23 protein-coding genes are annotated in these 20,160 nt (G+C 32.4%); 15 read left to right on the top strand and 8 right to left on the bottom strand.

Annotation, left to right across the window (positions count from 1 at the left end):
* The first annotated feature begins 228 nt into the window (after positions 1 to 228).
* The 4 genes from AC3WQX_RS06905 (at position 229) to AC3WQX_RS06890 (ending at position 4,052) form a co-directional block, all read left to right on the top strand.
* Positions 229 to 2,199, top strand: a complete 1,971-nt coding sequence (locus AC3WQX_RS06905; RefSeq protein ID WP_492739976.1) for a helix-turn-helix transcriptional regulator — start codon at positions 229 to 231, stop codon at positions 2,197 to 2,199.
* A gap of 35 nt (positions 2,200 to 2,234) precedes the next feature.
* Entirely contained in the window at positions 2,235 to 2,963 is a 729-nt protein-coding gene (locus AC3WQX_RS06900) for a transcriptional regulator, SarA/Rot family (RefSeq protein ID WP_037550054.1), read from the top strand.
* Positions 2,964 to 2,999: 36 nt separating this feature from the next.
* The gene (locus AC3WQX_RS06895) at positions 3,000 to 3,323 is read left to right on the top strand and encodes a PH domain-containing protein (protein ID WP_002432947.1); all 324 of its coding nucleotides are present in this window, start codon (positions 3,000 to 3,002) and stop codon (positions 3,321 to 3,323) included.
* Between the two features lie 387 nt (positions 3,324 to 3,710).
* Entirely contained in the window at positions 3,711 to 4,052 is a 342-nt protein-coding gene (locus tag AC3WQX_RS06890; RefSeq protein ID WP_002432301.1) for a SarA family transcriptional regulator, read from the top strand.
* Between the two features lie 110 nt (positions 4,053 to 4,162).
* Here AC3WQX_RS06890 and AC3WQX_RS06885 read toward each other — a convergent pair whose 3' ends face one another.
* The 7 genes from AC3WQX_RS06885 to AC3WQX_RS06855 are packed head-to-tail and all read right to left on the bottom strand — an operon-like array spanning position 4,163 to position 9,210.
* Positions 4,163 to 4,999: an urease accessory protein UreD gene (locus tag AC3WQX_RS06885; RefSeq protein ID WP_070597523.1), complete on the bottom strand. Its 837-nt coding sequence runs from the start codon at positions 4,997 to 4,999 to the stop codon at positions 4,163 to 4,165.
* Positions 4,999 to 5,613 (bottom strand): urease accessory protein UreG, encoded by a 615-nt coding sequence (gene ureG / locus AC3WQX_RS06880; RefSeq protein WP_002453820.1) that lies wholly within the window; start codon positions 5,611 to 5,613, stop codon positions 4,999 to 5,001. The genes AC3WQX_RS06885 and ureG overlap by 1 nt, the downstream gene beginning before the upstream one ends.
* A gap of 12 nt (positions 5,614 to 5,625) precedes the next feature.
* Positions 5,626 to 6,315 (bottom strand): urease accessory protein UreF, encoded by a 690-nt coding sequence (locus AC3WQX_RS06875; RefSeq protein ID WP_002432764.1) that lies wholly within the window; start codon positions 6,313 to 6,315, stop codon positions 5,626 to 5,628.
* Positions 6,308 to 6,760: an urease accessory protein UreE gene (ureE, locus tag AC3WQX_RS06870; RefSeq protein ID WP_049428293.1), complete on the bottom strand. Its 453-nt coding sequence runs from the start codon at positions 6,758 to 6,760 to the stop codon at positions 6,308 to 6,310. Before ureE ends, AC3WQX_RS06875 begins: the two co-directional genes overlap by 8 nt.
* An 11-nt stretch (positions 6,761 to 6,771) precedes the next feature.
* Positions 6,772 to 8,487 (bottom strand): urease subunit alpha, encoded by a 1,716-nt coding sequence (ureC, locus tag AC3WQX_RS06865; protein ID WP_023351288.1) that lies wholly within the window; start codon positions 8,485 to 8,487, stop codon positions 6,772 to 6,774.
* Complete coding sequence (locus AC3WQX_RS06860) at positions 8,487 to 8,894, bottom strand: urease subunit beta (RefSeq protein ID WP_023351289.1); 408 nt, start codon at positions 8,892 to 8,894, stop codon at positions 8,487 to 8,489. The genes ureC and AC3WQX_RS06860 overlap by 1 nt, the downstream gene beginning before the upstream one ends.
* A gap of 13 nt (positions 8,895 to 8,907) precedes the next feature.
* On the bottom strand, positions 8,908 to 9,210 hold the full coding sequence (locus AC3WQX_RS06855) for an urease subunit gamma (protein ID WP_002469713.1): 303 nt from the start codon (positions 9,208 to 9,210) through the stop codon (positions 8,908 to 8,910).
* 256 nt (positions 9,211 to 9,466) lie between these two features.
* Between AC3WQX_RS06855 and yut the strand changes: the two genes are divergently transcribed.
* The 6 genes from yut to AC3WQX_RS06825 all read left to right on the top strand — a co-directional run bounded on the left by yut (position 9,467) and on the right by AC3WQX_RS06825 (position 15,331).
* A complete protein-coding gene (gene yut, locus AC3WQX_RS06850; protein ID WP_049428292.1) occupies positions 9,467 to 10,366 on the top strand; it encodes an urea transporter in 900 nt (299 codons plus the stop codon).
* Positions 10,367 to 10,613: 247 nt separating this feature from the next.
* Entirely contained in the window at positions 10,614 to 11,759 is a 1,146-nt protein-coding gene (locus tag AC3WQX_RS06845) for an acyl-CoA dehydrogenase family protein (RefSeq protein WP_023351291.1), read from the top strand.
* Positions 11,760 to 11,911: 152 nt separating this feature from the next.
* A complete protein-coding gene (locus AC3WQX_RS06840) occupies positions 11,912 to 12,832 on the top strand; it encodes an ABC transporter substrate-binding protein (RefSeq protein WP_049428290.1) in 921 nt (306 codons plus the stop codon).
* 125 nt (positions 12,833 to 12,957) lie between these two features.
* Positions 12,958 to 13,896 (top strand): nucleoside hydrolase, encoded by a 939-nt coding sequence (locus AC3WQX_RS06835; protein ID WP_165764339.1) that lies wholly within the window; start codon positions 12,958 to 12,960, stop codon positions 13,894 to 13,896.
* Positions 13,897 to 13,990: 94 nt separating this feature from the next.
* Positions 13,991 to 14,539: a biotin transporter BioY gene (locus tag AC3WQX_RS06830; protein WP_002432276.1), complete on the top strand. Its 549-nt coding sequence runs from the start codon at positions 13,991 to 13,993 to the stop codon at positions 14,537 to 14,539.
* A gap of 36 nt (positions 14,540 to 14,575) precedes the next feature.
* The gene (locus AC3WQX_RS06825) at positions 14,576 to 15,331 is read left to right on the top strand and encodes a GNAT family N-acetyltransferase (RefSeq protein ID WP_492739973.1); all 756 of its coding nucleotides are present in this window, start codon (positions 14,576 to 14,578) and stop codon (positions 15,329 to 15,331) included.
* Positions 15,332 to 15,376: 45 nt separating this feature from the next.
* Here AC3WQX_RS06825 and fdhD read toward each other — a convergent pair whose 3' ends face one another.
* Positions 15,377 to 16,165, bottom strand: coding sequence for a formate dehydrogenase accessory sulfurtransferase FdhD (fdhD, locus tag AC3WQX_RS06820; protein WP_311002581.1), 789 nt, complete (start codon positions 16,163 to 16,165; stop codon positions 15,377 to 15,379).
* 217 nt (positions 16,166 to 16,382) lie between these two features.
* Here fdhD and modA point away from each other — a divergent pair, with 217 nt between their 5' ends.
* The 5 genes from modA to AC3WQX_RS06795 all read left to right on the top strand — a co-directional run bounded on the left by modA (position 16,383) and on the right by AC3WQX_RS06795 (position 20,128).
* Complete coding sequence (gene modA / locus AC3WQX_RS06815) at positions 16,383 to 17,177, top strand: molybdate ABC transporter substrate-binding protein (RefSeq protein ID WP_002432765.1); 795 nt, start codon at positions 16,383 to 16,385, stop codon at positions 17,175 to 17,177.
* A 13-nt stretch (positions 17,178 to 17,190) separates the two neighbouring features.
* Positions 17,191 to 17,862 (top strand): molybdate ABC transporter permease subunit, encoded by a 672-nt coding sequence (modB, locus tag AC3WQX_RS06810; protein ID WP_002469706.1) that lies wholly within the window; start codon positions 17,191 to 17,193, stop codon positions 17,860 to 17,862.
* Complete coding sequence (locus tag AC3WQX_RS06805; protein WP_049428281.1) at positions 17,863 to 18,474, top strand: ATP-binding cassette domain-containing protein; 612 nt, start codon at positions 17,863 to 17,865, stop codon at positions 18,472 to 18,474.
* A 113-nt stretch (positions 18,475 to 18,587) separates the two neighbouring features.
* The gene (locus tag AC3WQX_RS06800) at positions 18,588 to 19,592 is read left to right on the top strand and encodes a ThiF family adenylyltransferase (protein ID WP_070597527.1); all 1,005 of its coding nucleotides are present in this window, start codon (positions 18,588 to 18,590) and stop codon (positions 19,590 to 19,592) included.
* 17 nt (positions 19,593 to 19,609) lie between these two features.
* Positions 19,610 to 20,128 (top strand): MogA/MoaB family molybdenum cofactor biosynthesis protein, encoded by a 519-nt coding sequence (locus AC3WQX_RS06795; RefSeq protein WP_037550012.1) that lies wholly within the window; start codon positions 19,610 to 19,612, stop codon positions 20,126 to 20,128.
* The last annotated feature ends 32 nt before the right edge of the window (positions 20,129 to 20,160 follow it).

The following is a 20,160-nucleotide window of genomic DNA, read 5'->3' as shown; positions in this document are numbered from 1 at the left end:
TGTGGATATTGAAAGATTTATTAAGGATATTAATCGAAAAATATTAGGTAAAGCTATTTAAATTAAAAAGAAAATTGATATAATATTAATCTAATTTGCTACAGCTAAAAATTTAAAGATTGTATAATTAAGAATGAAATATAGATGTTGTCTAGTTAAATTTAGTTTTTAACAATCGGGGAGAATTTTAATAAACAAAAACACAATACTACATCGTGAGGCAGACATATGAGAGAGAATTATTCGATACGTGTTTTTAATCAATTAGCTATTAAAACAACTAAAGCATTAAATGTAAGAGTATTCTATTGTTTACAAGGTAAGAGTGAGTTAACTATTAATTTGAACAAGTATGAATTAATTAAAGATGAAATTGCATTCGTACTTTTAAATGATACATACTCATTTAAAAGTGAAAATGATTCAATTTGCTGTGTTATTGATATACCTTATGATTCATATCTTAGAATTGCGAATAACTCAATGTTATCTAATGGTCTAAAAATAAATAAAAATGAGCAAGAAAGAGTTAAATTTTGGATAATAAAGTTATTGGAATTACATACTCTAAAAAAAGCTTACAAAACAGAGGCCAATAAATTAATTCTGTATTTAATTGTTGAACTAAGTCATTTTGAGAATACTGACCACCCATTTAATCAAAAAATGTACATTTCAGAAGAAGTTCATGAATATTTAGTTAATCACCATGAAAATAAAATAAATAAGCAAGACTTAGCTAATGCAGTTCAGTTATCTAATCAAACACTTACAAGTATGTTTAAAGAAACGCCCTTTCAAACATTTAACCAATACCTTAACCATCTACGTTTAAAGTTTTGTCTAAATGATTTTTTAACTACACGTCGACCTATAGAAGAGATAGCAATTGATCATGGCTTCCACCATTATTCTCGATTTATACAATTATTTAAAGATACTTATGGTAACACACCTAAATTAATTAGAAGAGATTATATAGCAACGTCTATCTTCCAAAATAAATCTGAAGAAATTGATTTAAATCGACATATTCTAAAGTCTCTAAGTGAATTCAGAGAAGAAACTTCACTTGAAATAGAAGAGCGTACAATTAAAGTGGCAGAAAGTAACAATATATATCAATCACCGGACTTTTATATTGAACATATTAACAATAATTATTTTGACCAATGTTCATTTCTAAACATGAAAAGAGCACTAAATATCAATAAAGGAAATGTACATTATATAGTAGATTTAAATTATAAAGATATATTTAAAGATATAGAGTCGTTTATAAAAGAGTTGTTACAACTTCTTCAATTTATATCTGATTTAAATATGCATCCTATATTTAAAGTATCAACTTCAAGGCCAGATGTATTTAACTCATCAGAGAAAATGTCATTTCATCAAGCATTGGAAGTATTATTTATATTTTTGCGTCAATTTAATCATTTTCAATTAGGGTTTTTAATAGAAGAAGTTAAGTGTAGTTTAATCCACCAGTTACAACAATCTATTAATAAGTATTTTGATGATTATCAATTGATTTATCGAGTAAAACCTGGCCAATATGAAGAGTTAGGTTTAGCGCGAATAGTAAATGATGTGGATAAAATAATGATACCGATTAACTTATTAGAGGACCTCGATATTTATCAGTCTAAAATAATTATTGAAGTAGACCAATTAATAAAAAATAAGGAAAAACTACTAAATATACAAACAATTGATTATATAAGATTATTAATGAACCAATATGATAAAGTGAGTGGTTTATCGTTACCTTATTTAGAAAAATATGTGGTAGTTAATATAGCTCAACAAGAGCCGAATGCATTCCAGTTAGTATCTTATGTAATCAGTATGTTAAACCAACTGAGAGGCGAAATAGTTTATAGAAATAACCAGATGGTAATGACTCGATATAAACACGAGTATCAAGTAATTACATATTTTTTAAATATCAAATCAAAGATGAATGTGAATCAATATCGATTAATTTTTTCAGATATTAAACAACTCAACCATGCAGAGGTAGAGTATTTCGATATTCAAAGGTATGCGATAAGTGAGAACAATAGTCTGGACAATCTAATGCTTTATCATCAACACCATTGGTTAGCAAAATTAAATTTCAAAGAAATTTCAACATCTTCGATAGAAATTCCTAAAGATAGTATTGCCCATATTAAATTTCTTATTTCATTGTAGAGCGTGGTTGGTTGCTAAGAGAGGATTGTCATCATATGCATCAACAGAAGATTAAAAGTTTTCTAGCTCACTTTGTATTAGATCACATTTCGATAGAATATTTGAGAGTTTCCTATAATTTAACGGTGGAACAATTAAAATTATTACAATTCATATACCATTTTACTGAGAAACATAAAGAAGGATTAAGTTTGAATGCTATTATCTTTTATAGAAATTATTCAAAAAACCATCTTCTTAAATTAATAAATCAACTATATGATTTTAATTGGCTCACTAAAAAACGTGATCCGCTTGATCAACGACGATTAATCATTTGTCTATCAGCAGTGCAACATGAAAAAATAGCCCTTATGTTTGAGGATTTTAAATCATTTTTAGAATTAAAATCTAAATCCATCGCTTACATTAATCAACATACTGCACTTCCTTATTATTTAAATTGTCATGACCAATTTGAAAGCATTGAAAAAGTGCCGTTTCAAGACCAGTTATCTTTAGAAGAATTATATATATTAGGGCTACTGATTATTAGTAATGAACCATCCACTTATAAAAATATTAAAGCTCATTTATTAAAAGGGGTTGTTACAGTCAGCCCTATTATCAAAAAATTGTATGCCAAAGGATATATTAATAAAAGTAGAAGTACTGAAGATGAGAGAAATATTGTTTTAAGTGTTAATGAAGAAAAAGTGGACTACATTAAATCAACCATTAGTGAATGTTACAATAGCTTGGAAACGGGAATAGAACGACTATAAAACAAAATTGATTTGATAAAGTAAGGAGAATAGATAATGATTTTAGATAATGTAAATCCGGACGATTTGTTCCCAACTGAAAAGAAAGGACCTTCTGTATTAGGTATCATTGAATACAATGTACAGGGGCAAAGTGAATTTGAAGGTGCATTCATTGCTACTAATGAACGTTTGATTATGAATGTAGATATGAATGGTCAATTCTATTATAGAAATATTAGATATGATGAAGTAAATCAAGTGGAATTTGATGGCAAAGATATTATGTTTGAATTTAATATCGGTAAAGTGCCTATGAAACAAATTAAAACTGAAGATGTTCAAGCATTTGTAGATTATGTTAAACAGAAAATTCAATAACTAGTATATGCTAAGTTATTCATTAATACTCCAAAATATTGGTATGCTTATGAACAGTAAAGAATAGTAAACAATAAAAACCACTCTTGACGACTATGCGATAAAGCTAATTAAACTGATAGGAATTATATAAAATTTTAAAATTACTATGATGCAATTAGTGTTATATAAATTGGATTATAATTTTTAATTACATCAAATTCACTTATATAAATGTATAGGTTAAGAAATAAATCTATAAATGCATTTTGTAGTAATAAAAATATTGAATTTTTATACCTATTTGTTTAAAATGTATTTTGTAACATGGGCGGAGAAATTTTCGGTTAGATAAAATACATGTGAACCTTGCTACAACAAGATGTGCATCAGAGGAGTGGTTTTAATATGGGAAAAATCAAAGATATCAATGATTTGGTCAATGCTACATTTCAAGTAAAAAAGTTTTTCAGAGATACTAAAAAGCAATATAATTTAAATTATGAAGAAATTTATATTCTTAATCACATTTTAAAAAGTGAATCTAACGAAATCTCTTCTAAAGAAATTGCTACATGTTCAGAATTTAAACCTTATTATTTAACTAAAGCATTACAAAAATTAAAAGACTTGAATTTATTATCAAAAAAACGAAGCGTGCATGATGAAAGAACAGTTATTGTATTTGTAACAGCGGAGCAACGAGAGAAAATTAAAAAATTAATTGTTGAATTAGAACAATATATTTAAAAAATACTAGAGAACTGAAGTTTCATGTGTGTTTTAAGGATGAAGATTTCTAAAAAAAGACTAGGTCTACTATCGGAGTAGTATGCCTAGTCTTTTAATGTGAATAATAGTTAATATTTTCTTAAAAATTCTATTTCGCGCTGATAAAGTACTTGAGCGATATATGATTGAACTTTCGTTAATATTTTTTCGATAGTTTGTGTACGATTCGCTAAAATACGTATTGCAAGTCCGTGTGTGGGTAACTGTGTAATGCCTAATCTACAATTCAATTCATTTTCATAATGCGATACTTGTTTATAAATATCATCAATAAGATTCTGATTTACTTTTGGATGTATAAAATAAGCTGAGCCTAAATGTGTATAGTCTTCCATATAGCCTATTGAACTAAGTTGATTTTTCTCAGGGTTTAATAGCATATTATCATATGTGACTAACTCGTCTTCTACGTAAATTTCATTAATTAAGTGCATATATTTATAAGTGAAATCATGATCGTCTGAAGAATAGCCAGGCGTTAGAATATCTGTGTAAAACATAGAACTTTCAGCTTCTAAACGAAACGTATTATGTTGATAGAATTTTGCATTTTCATAAGCGATAATTGGATCGGCTACAAATTCCATATAAGAGTGATTCGCCAAATTAAAAGATTGATATTGTTCTACGCGATCATTTAGTGTCTTGTATATTTTTGTGGCGCCTTGGGATGTCAAGGTAACTTGGGCGTTTTCTTCAAGATTTATGTTTAGACGATACCGATCTCCATCTAAATAGCCACCACCGACGTTAACAATATAAAATGTTGGAATTGTAGATTGATTAAGATACACAGGACGAAGGACTTTCAGTGCTTTCTCAAAAAAGATATTTCGAGCAACGGAACGATGCCCGTTATTAAAGACTGTTAAGTCGAGTTCTCCTGTCCATTTAGATTGTGCCATTAAGCTAATCCTTTAAGTAGTGTATCTCGCTCAATCCATTCAATCACTTCATCTAGACCTTCATCCGTTTTCAAATTAGTGAAAGCGAAAGGGCGGTTACGACGAAAGACTTTCGTATCTTCTGCCATTTGTTCTAACGAAGCACCAACATAAGGAGCTAAATCTGTTTTATTTATAATGAAGAAATCAGATTTAATCATTCCTTGTCCGCCTTTGCGAGGAATTTTCTCACCTTGAGCCACATCAATAATATAAATTGAAAAGTCTACAAGTTCAGGACTAAAAGTAGCTGCTAAATTATCGCCACCAGATTCAATGAAAATGAGTTCAATGTCATCATTGCGTTCTAATAATTCATCAATAGCAGCAAAGTTCATAGAAGCATCTTCACGGATTGCAGTATGCGGGCAACCACCTGTTTCTACACCGATAATTCTATCTTCAGGTAGCACACCGCTATTGACTAATATTTTTTCATCTTCTTTAGTGTAAATATCGTTAGTTATGACACCGATACTCATTTCTTGAGATAGACGTTTAACAACTTTTTCTATTAATTGAGTCTTACCTGCACCTACAGGTCCTCCAATTCCAATTCTAATTGGTTCAGCCATAAAATATGCCTCCTATGATATAAATATTCTCACATTCACGTTTTCATGTTCCATTTGGTTTAGTTCTAATCCTGGAGCAGTCATACCAAAATCAGATTCTGCTAGCTCTAATATGTGTTGACGTGTTTTTTCAATATATGGAATCATGTTCGTTACGACTTTTTGTCCGGCAGTTTGACCAAGAGGGATAGCTCTAACAGCGTTCTGAGTTAAACTGGATACGTTTTGGTATAAATAATAATCTATGATTGTGTCAATGTTCATTCCTAAATGATGACCTAAAATAGTAAAGCATATCGCAGGATGTAGCTTTGCTTTTTTGAGATTCATTTGTTCATGATACCACTGGATCCACGGTGCATCATAAAGTTCCATTGCCAATTTAACCATTCTCGTGCCCATTTGTTTCGTACCAACTCGAGTTTCTTTTGGCACACTTTGAACAAATATTTTTTTATCGATGTCCAAAATTTTTGTCTGATTATTATTTTCTAAAGCATCATATACAATTCGCATTGCTAAACCATCTGAATAAGTCAACTGTTCATTTAAAAAGAGTGTAAGCCATTGTGTAAATGATTCAGCATCATGTACCGTCTGTCGTTGAATATAAGTTTCAAGACCAAATGAGTGACTAAATGCACCAGTCGGAAATTGAGAATCACAGAACTGAAAAAGTCTTAGATGTTGATGATCAATCATGAGAATGTCCTATATGTCTAAATGCTTGATTTACCTTTCTATCTTCATGATTAAAAGGAATACCTAATTGCTTAAGTAAATCTTCAACTAAATAGTCATATTGAACTAACATTTCAGTATCTGTAAATTGTGCTGGAAGGTGACGATTTCCGAGTTGATGTGCAATATCTCCCATCTCTTTAAGGTTTCTAGGTTTAATTACTAATAAATCTTCAGAGTTTACGTCGACCACAATAATATTTGTTTCATCTTGGTATAAGATATCGCCGTATTGTAAATCAATCGGTTGTTTTAATCTGATACCTATTTCATTACCGTGATCAGTTTTGACACGTTGAATTCTTTTTACTAAATCAGAGTTCTCTAAGTAAACTTTTTCAATGTGTTTTTGTTTCTCTTCAGGAGATAAATTCGCAATGTTGCCTTGAATTTCTTCGATAATCATTTGTATGCCTCCTAGAATAAGAAGTATCTTTGAGTTAATGGTAATTCAGTAGCAGCTTCACTAGTGATTTTTTCACCATCTACAAATACTTCATAGGTTTGTGGATCTACATCTAATTTAGGTGTAGCATTATTATTTTTCATATCTGCTTTAGATAACTGACGTATATTTTTAACAGGACGAACCACGCGTTGTAAATTTAATTGACGGGATATACCATTTTCGTAAGCAGTGTTTGATACAAAAGTCATTGCTGTATGAGTAATGTTACCACCGTATTGACCATACATTTTACGATATTTTTGTGGTTCTGAAGTTGGTATAGAACCATTGGCATCACCGTTCACAGCTGAATTAATAAGCCCCCCCTTAACGATGAGTTCAGGTTTGACACCAAAGAATGCTGGGTCCCACACGACAAGGTCGGCAAATTTACCCGGTTCAATTGAACCAACGTAATCTGAAATACCATGAGTGATAGCAGGGTTAATTGTATATTTAGCAATATATCTTTTAATACGATTATTGTCATTATATTCAGAGTCACCTTCTAGTAATCCGCGTTGCTCTTTCATGCGGTGGGCAACTTGCCAAGTACGAATAATCACTTCACCCACACGTCCCATTGCTTGTGAGTCAGAACTAATCATACTGAATACGCCCATATCTTGAAGTACGTCTTCGGCCGCAATCGTTTCTTTACGAATTCTTGAATCTGCGAAAGCAATATCTTCAGGTATAGAAGCATTTAAATGATGGGTAATCATTACCATATCTAAGTGTTCATCTACAGTATTATGTGTATAAGGTAGGGTAGGATTCGTAGAGGACGGTAAAATATTTGGATAAGCAGCGGATTTAATTAAGTCTGGAGCATGTCCGCCACCAGCACCTTCAGTATGGTACATGTGTAACACTCTATTTTTAACAGCTGCCATCGTATCTTCCATAAAGCCAGCTTCGTTTAACGTATCCGCATGAAGTGCGATTTGGATATCAAATTCGTCTGCGACATCTAATGCATGACTTAATGCTGAAGGCGTAGCACCCCAGTCTTCGTGTACTTTTAGACCGATTACACCAGCATGAATTTGTTCAATCAGCGCTGTATGATTTACGGCCTGACCTTTACCAGTAAATCCTACATTAATAGGGAGTTCTTCTGCGGCTTCTAACATACGATGTATATGCCATGGGCCTGGAGTCACAGTAGTTGCTTTAGTACCTTCAGATGCACCAGTACCACCACCAATATGTGTAGTAATACCGCTCTCAAGGGCTACTTCAGCTTGTTCCGGATTGATAAAGTGTACGTGTGTATCTATACCTCCGGCTGTAACGATTTTACCTTCTGCAGCGATAATGTCAGTGTTTGAACCAATAATAATATCTACATTATCCATAATATCAGGATTACCTGCTTTACCAATTTTGAAAATGTAGCCATTTTTAACGCCAATATCTGCTTTGACAACTTTGTCATAATCGATAATTAGGGCATTCGTTAATACAAGATCTGCTACGTTTCTATCATCTCGGGTTACATTCGGATTTTGTGCCATGCCATCGCGAATTGATTTACCACCACCGAAAGTAGCTTCATCACCGAAATTAGCATAGTCTTTTTCAACTTGTGCGAAAAGGTTTGTGTCTCCTAATCTCACTGAATCACCAACGGTAGGACCGTATAAGCTTGTATACTGAGATTGTGTCATTTTAAAACTCATTATTGCTTACCACCTTTTTTATTCGCATTTTGTTCGCCTTCATCACCGAAAATGCCAGCATTTTCATCATTTTTACCAGTTGGACGATAGACGCGTTCTTCGTCTATATCACCATTGACCAAACCGCGGAAACCAAAGATTTTACGATGACCAGCATATTCAACAAGTTGAACTTCCTTTTCGTCACCAGGTTCAAATCTAACAGCAGCTCCAGCAGGGATATCTAAATGCTTTCCATAAGCTTTTTCGCGATCAAATGCTAAAGCTTTATTAGCTTCAAAGAAATGAAAATGAGAACCAACTTGGATAGGTCTGTCACCTGTGTTCTTTACTTCAATAACAGTTTCAGGATGATGTTTATTGATTTCTATTTCTGTACTTTTAACTTTTATTTCACCAGGAATCATTATATAGTCCTCCTTAAACTATCGGATGATGGACAGTAATTAATTTAGTTCCATCTGGAAATGTTGCTTCGATTTCAATTTCTTTTATCATACTTGCAACACCGTCCATGACATCGTCTTCATTTAAAATCGTTTTGCCATAGCTCATTAGTTCAGCAACAGTTTTACCATCTCTTGCTCCTTCAAGTAGTTCATCACTAATCAAAGCAAGTGCTTCAGGATGATTGAGTTTAAGGCCTCGTGCTTTACGGCGACGAGCAACTTCTGCAGCCACAACTATCATTAACTTATCTTGCTCTCGTTGTGTGAAATGCAAAAATAATCCCTTCTTTCAAAAAAATTTGCCTTGCAAAATTAATCTTAGAACGATTTAATTGAATAAACAAGTAATGCGGTAAGATAATTTTGTTATTTTAATAAAGATGTTTTACAATTAGTGTACAAATAACATAGAATATAATTTTTATCTAATATTTAAAAATATTCTATTAGAAAAAGGATTATTAATATTTAAGATATTTTATTTTAGCACTAGAATATACTTAAAATTTTTAAGAATTAAGGTGAAAGAATTGAAAACAATTGAAGTAATATTGAAAAATATCGCTCAGGTATTATTGATTAATAGTAAATGGACTGGTTTATTAGTATTGATTGGTTTATTTGTTGCGAATTGGAAAGTGGGTTTAAGTGCACTTCTTGCTAGTAGTATTGCTTACTTACTTGCACCGTATATGAACTACTCACAAGAAGAAATTGACAATGGGTTAGCAGGATTTAGTCCGGTACTAACTGCTATAGCATTAATATTATTCATAGACAATAATTGGAGTGGTGTATTAATTACGTTAATTGCAACAATATTAACACTACCTATGGGTTCAGCAATTAGAGAATTTCTGAAATCATATGGTGTATCTATGCTAACTTCACCTTTTGTCATTATGACTTGGATTACTGTATTAATACCTGGACAAGTTAAACATTTAACTACTGAACTAGATATCATTCCTGGTCATATTAAAAAAGCGTCATTTGATCTTGGGAATGAACATATCCAATTTTTTAAATCTCTTATAGAAGGGTTTAGCCAAGTATTTCTTGTACCAAATTTTATAGGTGGTTTATTTATCCTAGTTGGTATATTTATAGGTTCTAGGAAGGCTGGCATTTACGCAGTTATTGCTAATCTTGTGGGTTTCGTCATCGTTGGATTATTAGGTGGTAATTATACAGACATCAATGAAGGTTTATTCGGCTATAATTTAGTTTTAACGGCAATTGCACTAGGTGTTACTTTTAAAACAACGATGAATAGCTATTTGGTTACAGGTTGTGGTGTATTGTTAACAGTATTTATACATCTCGGATTAAATACGTTGCTTGAACCTTTTGGTTTGCCTGCATTAACCATGCCGTTTATTTTAGCAACGTGGTTGATGCTGTTTGCAGGAGGGAAACATCGCACTTAAATTATTTTGCTGAAGATGTAGTTCGATTTAGGAAAGTTGTTCGCTAAGTTAAGTGTTAAATATTAATTACGTAATGTAGAAAATAAAGCCTTGGATGATACAATTTGGAGATCATTCAAGGGTTTTTTAGAGGGTTCGGAAATATATTTTAATCATGAGAAACATTTTCAAAAAGGAGACTTTCAAATATAAAAGTCGAGTGTTAAACTAGGATTAATTAAAAGGGAATGTATTTGAGGTGAGAGAAGTGGTACAGTCGTTTCTAGTACGCACAGAAATTCAAAAAAGATGGATCGCAAAGTTTAAACAAGTGGAAGATATATTTAAACAACGAGCTGCGGAAAATGATATTCAAGGTCAATTTCCATTTGAAAATATAAAATGGTTAGTCGATGAGGGATATACTAAATTGACTTTACCTAAAGAGTACGGTGGAGAAGGTGCAACAATAGAAGATATGGTCATCTTACAAAGTTATTTAGGTGCAATAGATGGCGCAACGGCTTTATCAATTGGATGGCATCTCAGTGTGGTTGGTCAATTATATGAACAAAATATGTGGGAGCAAAGTATGCTCAATACATTCGCGAATGAGATTGTAAATGGAGCGCTAGTTAATCGTGCTGTTAGCGAAGCAGAAACCGGTAGTCCTACTAGAGGTGGGCGGCCAGGTACACATGCTGTTAAAGAAGACAATGGTTATGTGCTAAATGGAGTTAAAACATTTACCTCAATGAGTAAAGCATTAACGCATTACATTGTTGGAGCTTATGTAGAAGAGCTCGATACAGTTGGATTCTTCTTAGTACCTCGAGAATTTGATGGCGTTGAAGTTGCTGATAATTGGAATATGGTAGGAATGCGTGCCACTGAAAGTCATGACTTAGTTCTTAATGATGTTCATATACCATACGAGTATTTTGTTGAAGCTAGTCGTAAACCTCAACCGAATGGGTGGATTCTTCATATACCAAGTTGTTATTTGGGTATTGCGCAAGCTGCTCGAGATTATGCAGTTCATTTTGCGGAAAATTATAGCCCCAATAGCATCGAAGGAACAATAGCAGATTTGCCGACCGTTCAACAGAATTTAGGTAAAATGGAAAGTTTATTATTGTCGGCGCGCCATTTCTTATGGAGTACTGCACAAGGTTACCAAATATATGAAGAAGATGCACAAATTTGGAATGTAACTTCAGCTAGTAAGGTAATGGTGATGAATCAAGGGATGGAAGTCATAGATTTAGCAATGAGAATCGTTGGAGCTAAAAGTTTAGAGATGGATCGGCCGTTGCAACGTTATTATAGAGATATGAGGGCTGGATTGCATAATCCTCCTATGGAAGACATGGCTTATACGAATATTGCTAAAAGTATTACAGGTAAGATGTAAGGGGTGTCTTAATACAACATGTTATCGTTCTCGGATAACATGTTGTTTTTTTAATTTTTAAAAATACGAATTTAATAAACTATTGTAAAACTACAATGATTTTCGTATAATTAATATCGAAATTGATAATCGTTATCACTTAGGAGGGAACTATGAGAAAATTATTATTACCTTTATTTGTCTTAGTCCTAGTATTAGCAGCATGCGGAAACAACTCAGGAAACAGCTCAAAGGACTCAGATAAAAAGGCAGAAACTAAGTCATATAAAACAGATGATGGTAAAACAATTAAAATACCTAAAGATCCAAAACGTATTGCAGTTGTTGCACCTTCATACGCAGGTGGAATTAAAAAATTAGGTGGAAATATCGTTGCAGTAAGTAATCAAGTTGATCAAAGTCATATTTTAAAAGATAAATTTAAAGGTGTTACTAAAGTGGGAGACGACGATGTTGAAAAAGTTGCCAAGCAAAAACCAGATTTAATCATCGTTTTAGATCAAAATAAAAATATTAAAAAATATAAAAAAATTGCAGCTACTGTACCTTTCAATTACCAAAAGCATAAATACCTAGAGCAACAAGAGGAATTAGGTAAATTACTTGGTAAAGAAGACGAAGTTAAAAAATGGGAAAAACAGTGGAAAGAAAAAACAGCTAAAGACGGTAAAGAAATCAAGAACAAGATAGGTAAAGATGCTACAGTTTCAATCTTCGATGAATTTGATAAAAAATTATATACATACGGTGATAACTGGGGCCGTGGTGGCGAAGTATTATATCAAGCATTCGGATTAAAGATGTCTAAAGGTCAAAATGATTTAACTAAAAAAGCAGGTTGGGCAGAAGTAAATCAAGAGCAAATTGAGAAAGTTGCAGGGGATTATATCGTGTCAACAAGTGCCGGTAAATCTACTCCAGGTTATGAAAAAACAAATATCTGGAAAAATTTACCTGCAGTTAAAAAAGGCCACGTTGTTAAGGTAAAAGCTGAAACTTATTGGTATAATGATCCTTATACGTTAGACTTTATGCGTAAAGACTTGAAGAAAAAATTAATGGATGCAAAATAATATTCAAAAAAGGGAATTAACGAATATCAATTGGTTATATTGCAGGTTGCTACAATAGTGGCAACCTGTTTTTAATACACTATGAGAATTTTGATAAAATAATAATTAAGAATGGAGGAGAGATAATTATGACTAAAGTTTATTTTAACCATGATGGTGGAGTTGATGATTTAATTTCTTTATTTTTATTACTGCAAATGGAAGATGTTGAATTAATTGGTGTGAGTACAATTGGAGCCGACTGTTATCTTGAACCTTCATTGAGTGCATCAGTAAAAATTATTAATCGATTTTCTAATCAATCGATACAAGTTGCACCATCTTACGAAAGAGGTAAAAATCCATTTCCTAAAGAATGGAGAATGCACGCCTTCTTTATGGATGCATTACCAATTTTAAATGAAAGCCAAACGCCTAAACGAGCTAATGAAAGTAACTATGAAGCTTATGAAGATATAATCCAAAAAGTAAACGCAAGTACTGAAAAGGTGACATTACTCTTTACTGGTCCACTTACCGACTTAGCTAAAGCGATGCGTCATGATCAATCATTCCTATCAAATGTAGAAAAATTAGTATGGATGGGTGGAACTTTTCTAGATAAAGGCAATGTTGAAGAACCAGAACACGATGGCACTGCAGAATGGAATGCGTTCTGGGACCCTGAAGCGGTTAAAACGGTGTTCGATAGTAATCTTAAGATTGATATGGTAGCTTTGGAAAGTACAAATCAAGTGCCTTTGACATTAGATGTGCGCCAAAAATGGGCGGACGAGAGAGAATTTGTAGGGATTGATTTTTTAGGAGTAAGTTATGCTGCAGTACCACCATTAACGCATTTCTTTACAAATTCTACATACTTTTTATGGGATGTTCTAACAACTGCATATGTTGGTATGCCTAAACTAGTAAAATCAGTAAAAATGAATGTGAATGTAATAAGTCATGGGCCGAGTCAAGGAAAGACATACAAAGATGATAACGGGCGTAAAGTGAATGTAGTTAATTATGTTGAACATAATGCGTTTTTCGATTATATTTCTTATTTAGCGAAAAAAGCTTAATAAGTAGAATTAATAATTTCAGGATATGTAAACTTTTTATTTATTAAAGTTTACATTGGTGTTATAATCATTCTCATGTAAGGAGGATGAACAAGTGAGTACAAAGAATTTAGTTTTTACAGCTTTGATGACTGCCATTATTTGCATTTTAGGATTAGTACCTGGTGTGCCTTTACCGTTTATGCCGGTACCAATTGTGTTACAGAACATTGGTATCTTTTTAGCTGGGATCATATTAGGGCGTAAAATGGGCGCATTGAGTGTGATTGTCTTTTTATTGTTAGCTGCCACAGGTTTACCAGTTTTATCCGGAGGACGTGGAGGAATAGGTGTATTTGTTGGCCCATCAGCAGGATTCCTATTTTTATATCCATTTATAGCTTACTTTATTGGATTAATTAGAGACCGTTATTATGGGAAAATTAATTTCCTTATACTCTTCGTCACTACATTAATTATCGGGGTTCTAGCTTTAGATATCATCGGTACTATCATTATGGGATTCATTATACATATACCGATTTCTAAGGCATTTTTACTATCATTTACATTTATGCCTGGAGATATTATTAAAGCTATTATATCTAGCTTGATTGGTGCGACCATCTTAAATCACACTCGTTTTAAAAGTTTGATACAATAACATTAATATATATCAAACTTTGCGAGGTAGAAATCTATGAATCACATCACGTTAAATGATATCTATGTCGATGGTGTGAAATATTCAGAAGACAACCGTAAAATCATTTATTTAACGCCGGGACATCCACTTAAATTTGATAGTAATACATGGATCTATAAAAAAATGCCCACAATAAGTCAATGGACAGAAGATTTGAAAGAACAACAGGAATATCATCTTAAACAAGGTTCAAATCATTTGTCGTTTTATTTTCCTGAAAATGAAGTTCTTAGTAAACAATGGTTAGATATTATTAGACAACAAGGTTTTGAACTAGGTATTTTGGAATTGTATGCAATAGAGGCTAATGAACTAAGGCAATTGCCTCAAAATAATCAAGTGATAATTCAGCAAGTGACAAAGCAAAACATTGATGATTATGTATATATTCATAACTACTTTGCTCTGCCTTTTGGAGAACAGTATGCCAAAGAAAGTGCAAAGCAAATCAAGGAATGCTTCTTGTCAGATGGAAAAAATAGGTTAATTGCGTACTTAGGGAAAAAGCCTGTTGGAATTGTTGATTTAATTATTACATCACATACGTTGGAAATAGATGGATTAGGTGTGATGGAGCAATACAGACATAACGCTATTGGTTCATCAATTCAATCGCACGTCGGTAAAATAGCTAAAACCAAGCCAGTAATTCTTGTCGCAGATGGTGAAGATACAGCTAAGGATATGTACATAAAGCAAGGTTATACATATTTGGGTTTTAGGTATCAAATTTTAAAAGAAAACATCTAATAAAAAGGCTAGTGAATTTAGGAAAAACAAATTTCCTATATTTCACTAGCCTTTTATACGTTCTGGATGGCTATAAATATTAAAGTTACCATCTCTAATAAATCCAATTGCTGTAATGTTTAAGTCTTTCACTAATTGCACAGCTAATGTTGTTGGGGCTGATTTAGAAAGTATCACACCTACGCCAATTTTTGCTGCTTTAATTAATATTTCAGAAGAAATACGACCGCTAAATATTAATACCTTATCTCTTACCGAAATATGTCTTTGTATACAATAACCATATAACTTATCAAGTGCATTATGACGTCCAATATCTTGTCTATGTTCAAAAAAGGTATTACCATCACTAATTGCTGCGTTGTGTAAGCCGCCGGTTTGTTTGAAGATCACACTAGCACTTTGAAGTTGAGTCATCATCCTTAAAATCTGTTGAGGATGTAATTCGATTTTAGACATCGAAGTTTTAGCAATGGCGGCATCATTATGAAAGTAAAACTCACGACTTTTCCCACAACATGAGGCAATCATACGTTTCGTAGAATATTCAAAACGATCTCCCAATGATTTAGTTAATTCTACATGAGCAAACCCTTTACTATCATCAATTTGAATTGATTTTAATTCGTCTCTCTTTAGAATGGCTCCCTCTGAAGCGAGAAATCCTAGTACAAGTTCTTCCATATTGGTTGGGCTACAAATAATAGTAGCAAATTCTTCGCCGTTGACCATGATAGTTAAAGGGAATTCTGTAACATAAAAGTCTTCGGTTGCAAATAATTGCCCGTTTTCATATCTTATAATTGATTGATTACTCGAAACATCATTATTCATCTTGTTTTGCTCCCCATTTTAGTCATAATACAATCATAATGCTAAATATTAAAAATTTAAATGCTTTTGTTTATGTAAACTTTTTAATAATTAATGTAAGAACTATAAAAGAAAATGCTCATTCAAATGTTCTATTAATTGTAATTATTTTTCAAAAAAAGGACTTTTCAAGGTTCTCCTTCAGAGTATAATGTAAATAGAGTGGAGGGATTAGTTTATGAAAATAAAACATTTTTTAGTTGCTATGTTAGTTCTGTGTCTAGTGTTAGCAGGATGTTCGAACTCTAGCAATAGTAGTAAAGATAGTGATAAAAAAGATGAAAGCTCGTCTGATAATAGTAAAAAGCAAGAATTACAAATCTCTGCTGCAGCGAGTTTAACTGATGTTAGTAAAGCACTTGCGAAAGAATTTAAAAAGGATCACAAAAACGCTGATATTAAATTTAATTACGGTGGTTCTGGTGCGTTAAGACAACAAATTGAAACAGGTGCTCCTGTAGATGTATTTATGTCTGCAAACACTAAAGATGTGGATCAATTAAAAGACAAGAAGAAAGCGCATGATACATATAATTATGCTAAAAATAAACTTGTATTAATTGGTGACAAGGATAAGAATTATAAATCAGTTAAAGATTTAAAAGATGGTGATAAACTTGCTTTAGGTGAAGTGAAAACTGTACCAGCAGGTAAGTACGCTAAACAATATTTAGAAGATAATAATTTATATAATTCAGTAAAAGATAAAATCATTAATGCCAAAGACGTTAAACAAGTATTGAATTATGTTGAAAAAGGTAATGCACAAGAAGGTTTTGTATATAAAACTGACTTATACAATCAAAAGAAAAAGACCGATAAAGTAAAAGAGATTGAACAAGTTAAATTAAGTAAACCAATCACTTATAAAGCTGGTGCAACTTCTGAGAAGAAACTAGCTAAAGAATGGATGAAATTCTTAAAATCTGATAAAGCTAAAAAAATTCTTAAAGAATACCAATTCTCGGCTTAAGGAGTATTAAACTATGCCTGATTTAACATCATTTTGGATATCATTACGTGTCGCGATTACAAGTACAATTATTGTAACAATTTTAGGAATATTTGTTTCCAAATGGTTATATAATAAAAAAGGGCATTGGGTAAAAATCCTTGAAAGTTTTATAATATTACCAATAGTACTTCCACCTACAGTACTTGGTTTTATATTATTAATAGTTTTTTCAACAAGAGGACCTATAGGTCAGTTCTTCACCAATATTCTACACTTACCAGTAGTTTTTACTTTGACAGGTGCAGTACTTGCATCTGTCATTGTTAGTTTTCCTCTAATGTATCAACATACAATTGGTGGATTTAGAATGATAGATAAGAAAATGCTAAATACTGCGCGTACAATGGGTGCAAGCGAAACTAAAATATTTTTCAAATTGATATTACCTTTATCCAAACGTTCTATATTAGCAGGCATTATGATGAGCTTTGCTCGCGCGATTGGTGAGTTCGGTGCGACGTTAATGGTGGCTGGATATATTCCTAATAAGACAAATACGTTGCCGCTTGAAATTTATTTCTTAGTTGAACAAGGTAAGGAAAATGAAGCTTGGCTATGGGTACTCGTTCTAGTCGCCTTTTCTGTAGTCGTTATTACTACGATTAATTTAATCAATCATGATAAATATAGGGAGGTCGATTAGATGTTGAAGATTCAATTAGAATACTTATTAAAAGATATCAATATCCGTGTCGACATTAATGATGAAATCCCTAAAATATATGCCATTCGAGGTCCGTCGGGAATAGGTAAAACTACTGTACTAAATATCATAGCTGGTTTAAAGAAAGCTGACCGAGCACTAATTAAAGTGAATAATCGTATCTTGACTGATACGGAAAATAAAATTAATGTCAAAATTCAACAACGTAATGTTGGATATCTATTTCAAGATTATCAGCTTTTTCCAAATATGAACGTGTATAAAAATATCACTTTTATGACTGAACCATCTGAGCATATAAATAATTTAATTCAGACACTAAACATTTCTCACTTAGTTACTCAATATCCAATGACTTTATCTGGTGGAGAAGCGCAACGTGTTGCATTAGCACGTTCATTAAGTACGAAGCCTGATTTGATATTACTTGATGAGCCTTTCTCAAGTTTAGATGATGCGACGAAGGATGAGAGTATTGCACTAGTGCAAAAGATATTTGATGAGTGGAAGATACCTATTATTTTTGTTACACATTCAAATTATGAAGCTAAGAAGATGGCACACGAAATTGTAAATATTGGCAATGAATAAATGATCATTAGCACCTCTTTCTATAATGGGAGAGGTGTTTGTGTGTATAAATTTTGTTACTTATAAAAATAGACATTATAATAGAAACAAATATTGATGAGAGGATATCCAATATGAATCAAGAACGTTATTCTAGGCAAATGTTATTTAAACATATTGGGCAAGAAGGACAAAGAAAGATTGAAAATCAACATGGCCTTATTATTGGAATGGGCGCATTGGGTACGCACTTGGCAGAAGGGTTAGTTAGAGCAGGCATTGGTAAATTAACTATAGTTGATAGAGATTATATTGAATATAGTAACTTGCAAAGACAAACACTTTACACAGAAAATGATGCACATGAAGCATTACCTAAAGTGATAGCTGCAAAGCACAGGCTAATTCAAATACGTAATGATGTCGTTATTGAGACATGGATAGAACATGTGGATTATCCTTTTTTAGAACAACATGGTAAAGAAGTAGATTTAATACTTGATGCGACTGATAATTTCGATACAAGACAATTAATCAATGATTTCTCTTATAAGCATCATATTCCTTGGATATATGGTGGGGTAGTTCAAAGTACTTACGCCGAGGCTACATTTATCCCAAAACAAACACCTTGTTTTAATTGTCTTATGCCTCAATTGCCTTCAGTAAATTTAACATGTGATACTGTAGGCGTGATTCAACCTGCGGTGACTATGACTACAAGTCTTCAATTAAAAGACGCATTAAAGTTGCTAACAGGTCATGATATTAAGCCTCAGTTGACTTATGGAGATATATGGGAAGGTGATCATTATAGGATTGGGTTTAGTAAAATGCATCAAGATCAATGTCCGACATGCGGTAGTCGCCCTCATTTTCCATATTTAAATCAGGAACGCCAAAATTATGCCACACTTTGTGGGCGAGATACAGTACAGTATAAGAATAAAAATATTTCTCAGGAAATACTTACTACCTTTCTAGAACAGCATCATATACATTATCGCACGAATCATTATATGACTATTTTCAAATTTAGGGGTCATCGTATTGTTGCATTCAATGGGGGCAGGTTCCTTATTCATAATATGACTCAACCTCAACAAGCGATACAATTAATTAATCAATTGTTTGGATAATAAAGGAGGGAATTATCATGAACAATCATCAACATGAACATGTTCAATTAGAAAGAAATATTAATGTAGCAATACTAACTGTTTCTGACACAAGGGATTTCGATAGTGATAAAGGCGGGCAATTAGTTCAATCACTTCTAAAAGAGATTAATGTAAGTATAGAAGAACACCATTATAAGATTGTTAAAGATGATAAAAATGCAATTACATTACAGATAAAACAATGGTTAGAAGACAATGAAAATATAGATGTCATTATTACAACAGGTGGTACTGGTATTTCTCAAAGAGATGTTACGATTGAAGCGGTAAGACCACTATTAACTAAAGAAATAGAAGGATTTGGAGAATTATTTCGTTATTTAAGTTACACAGAGGATGTGGGTACACGCGCATTATTATCACGCGCTATTGGAGGCACAGCAAAAGATAAATTAATCTTTGCTTTACCTGGATCAACTGGGGCAGTCAAACTTGCAATTGAAAAACTAATTAAACCTGAATTAAATCACCTTGTTCATGAATTAACGAAATAATAGTGAATAAAGATTTAGGGATAGCAGGTAAA

Source organism: Staphylococcus sp. FW104-15G4D (assembly GCF_058790135.1).
Note: the sequence above shows the minus strand (reverse complement) of the source record. Positions and strands in the feature narration are given on the sequence as shown.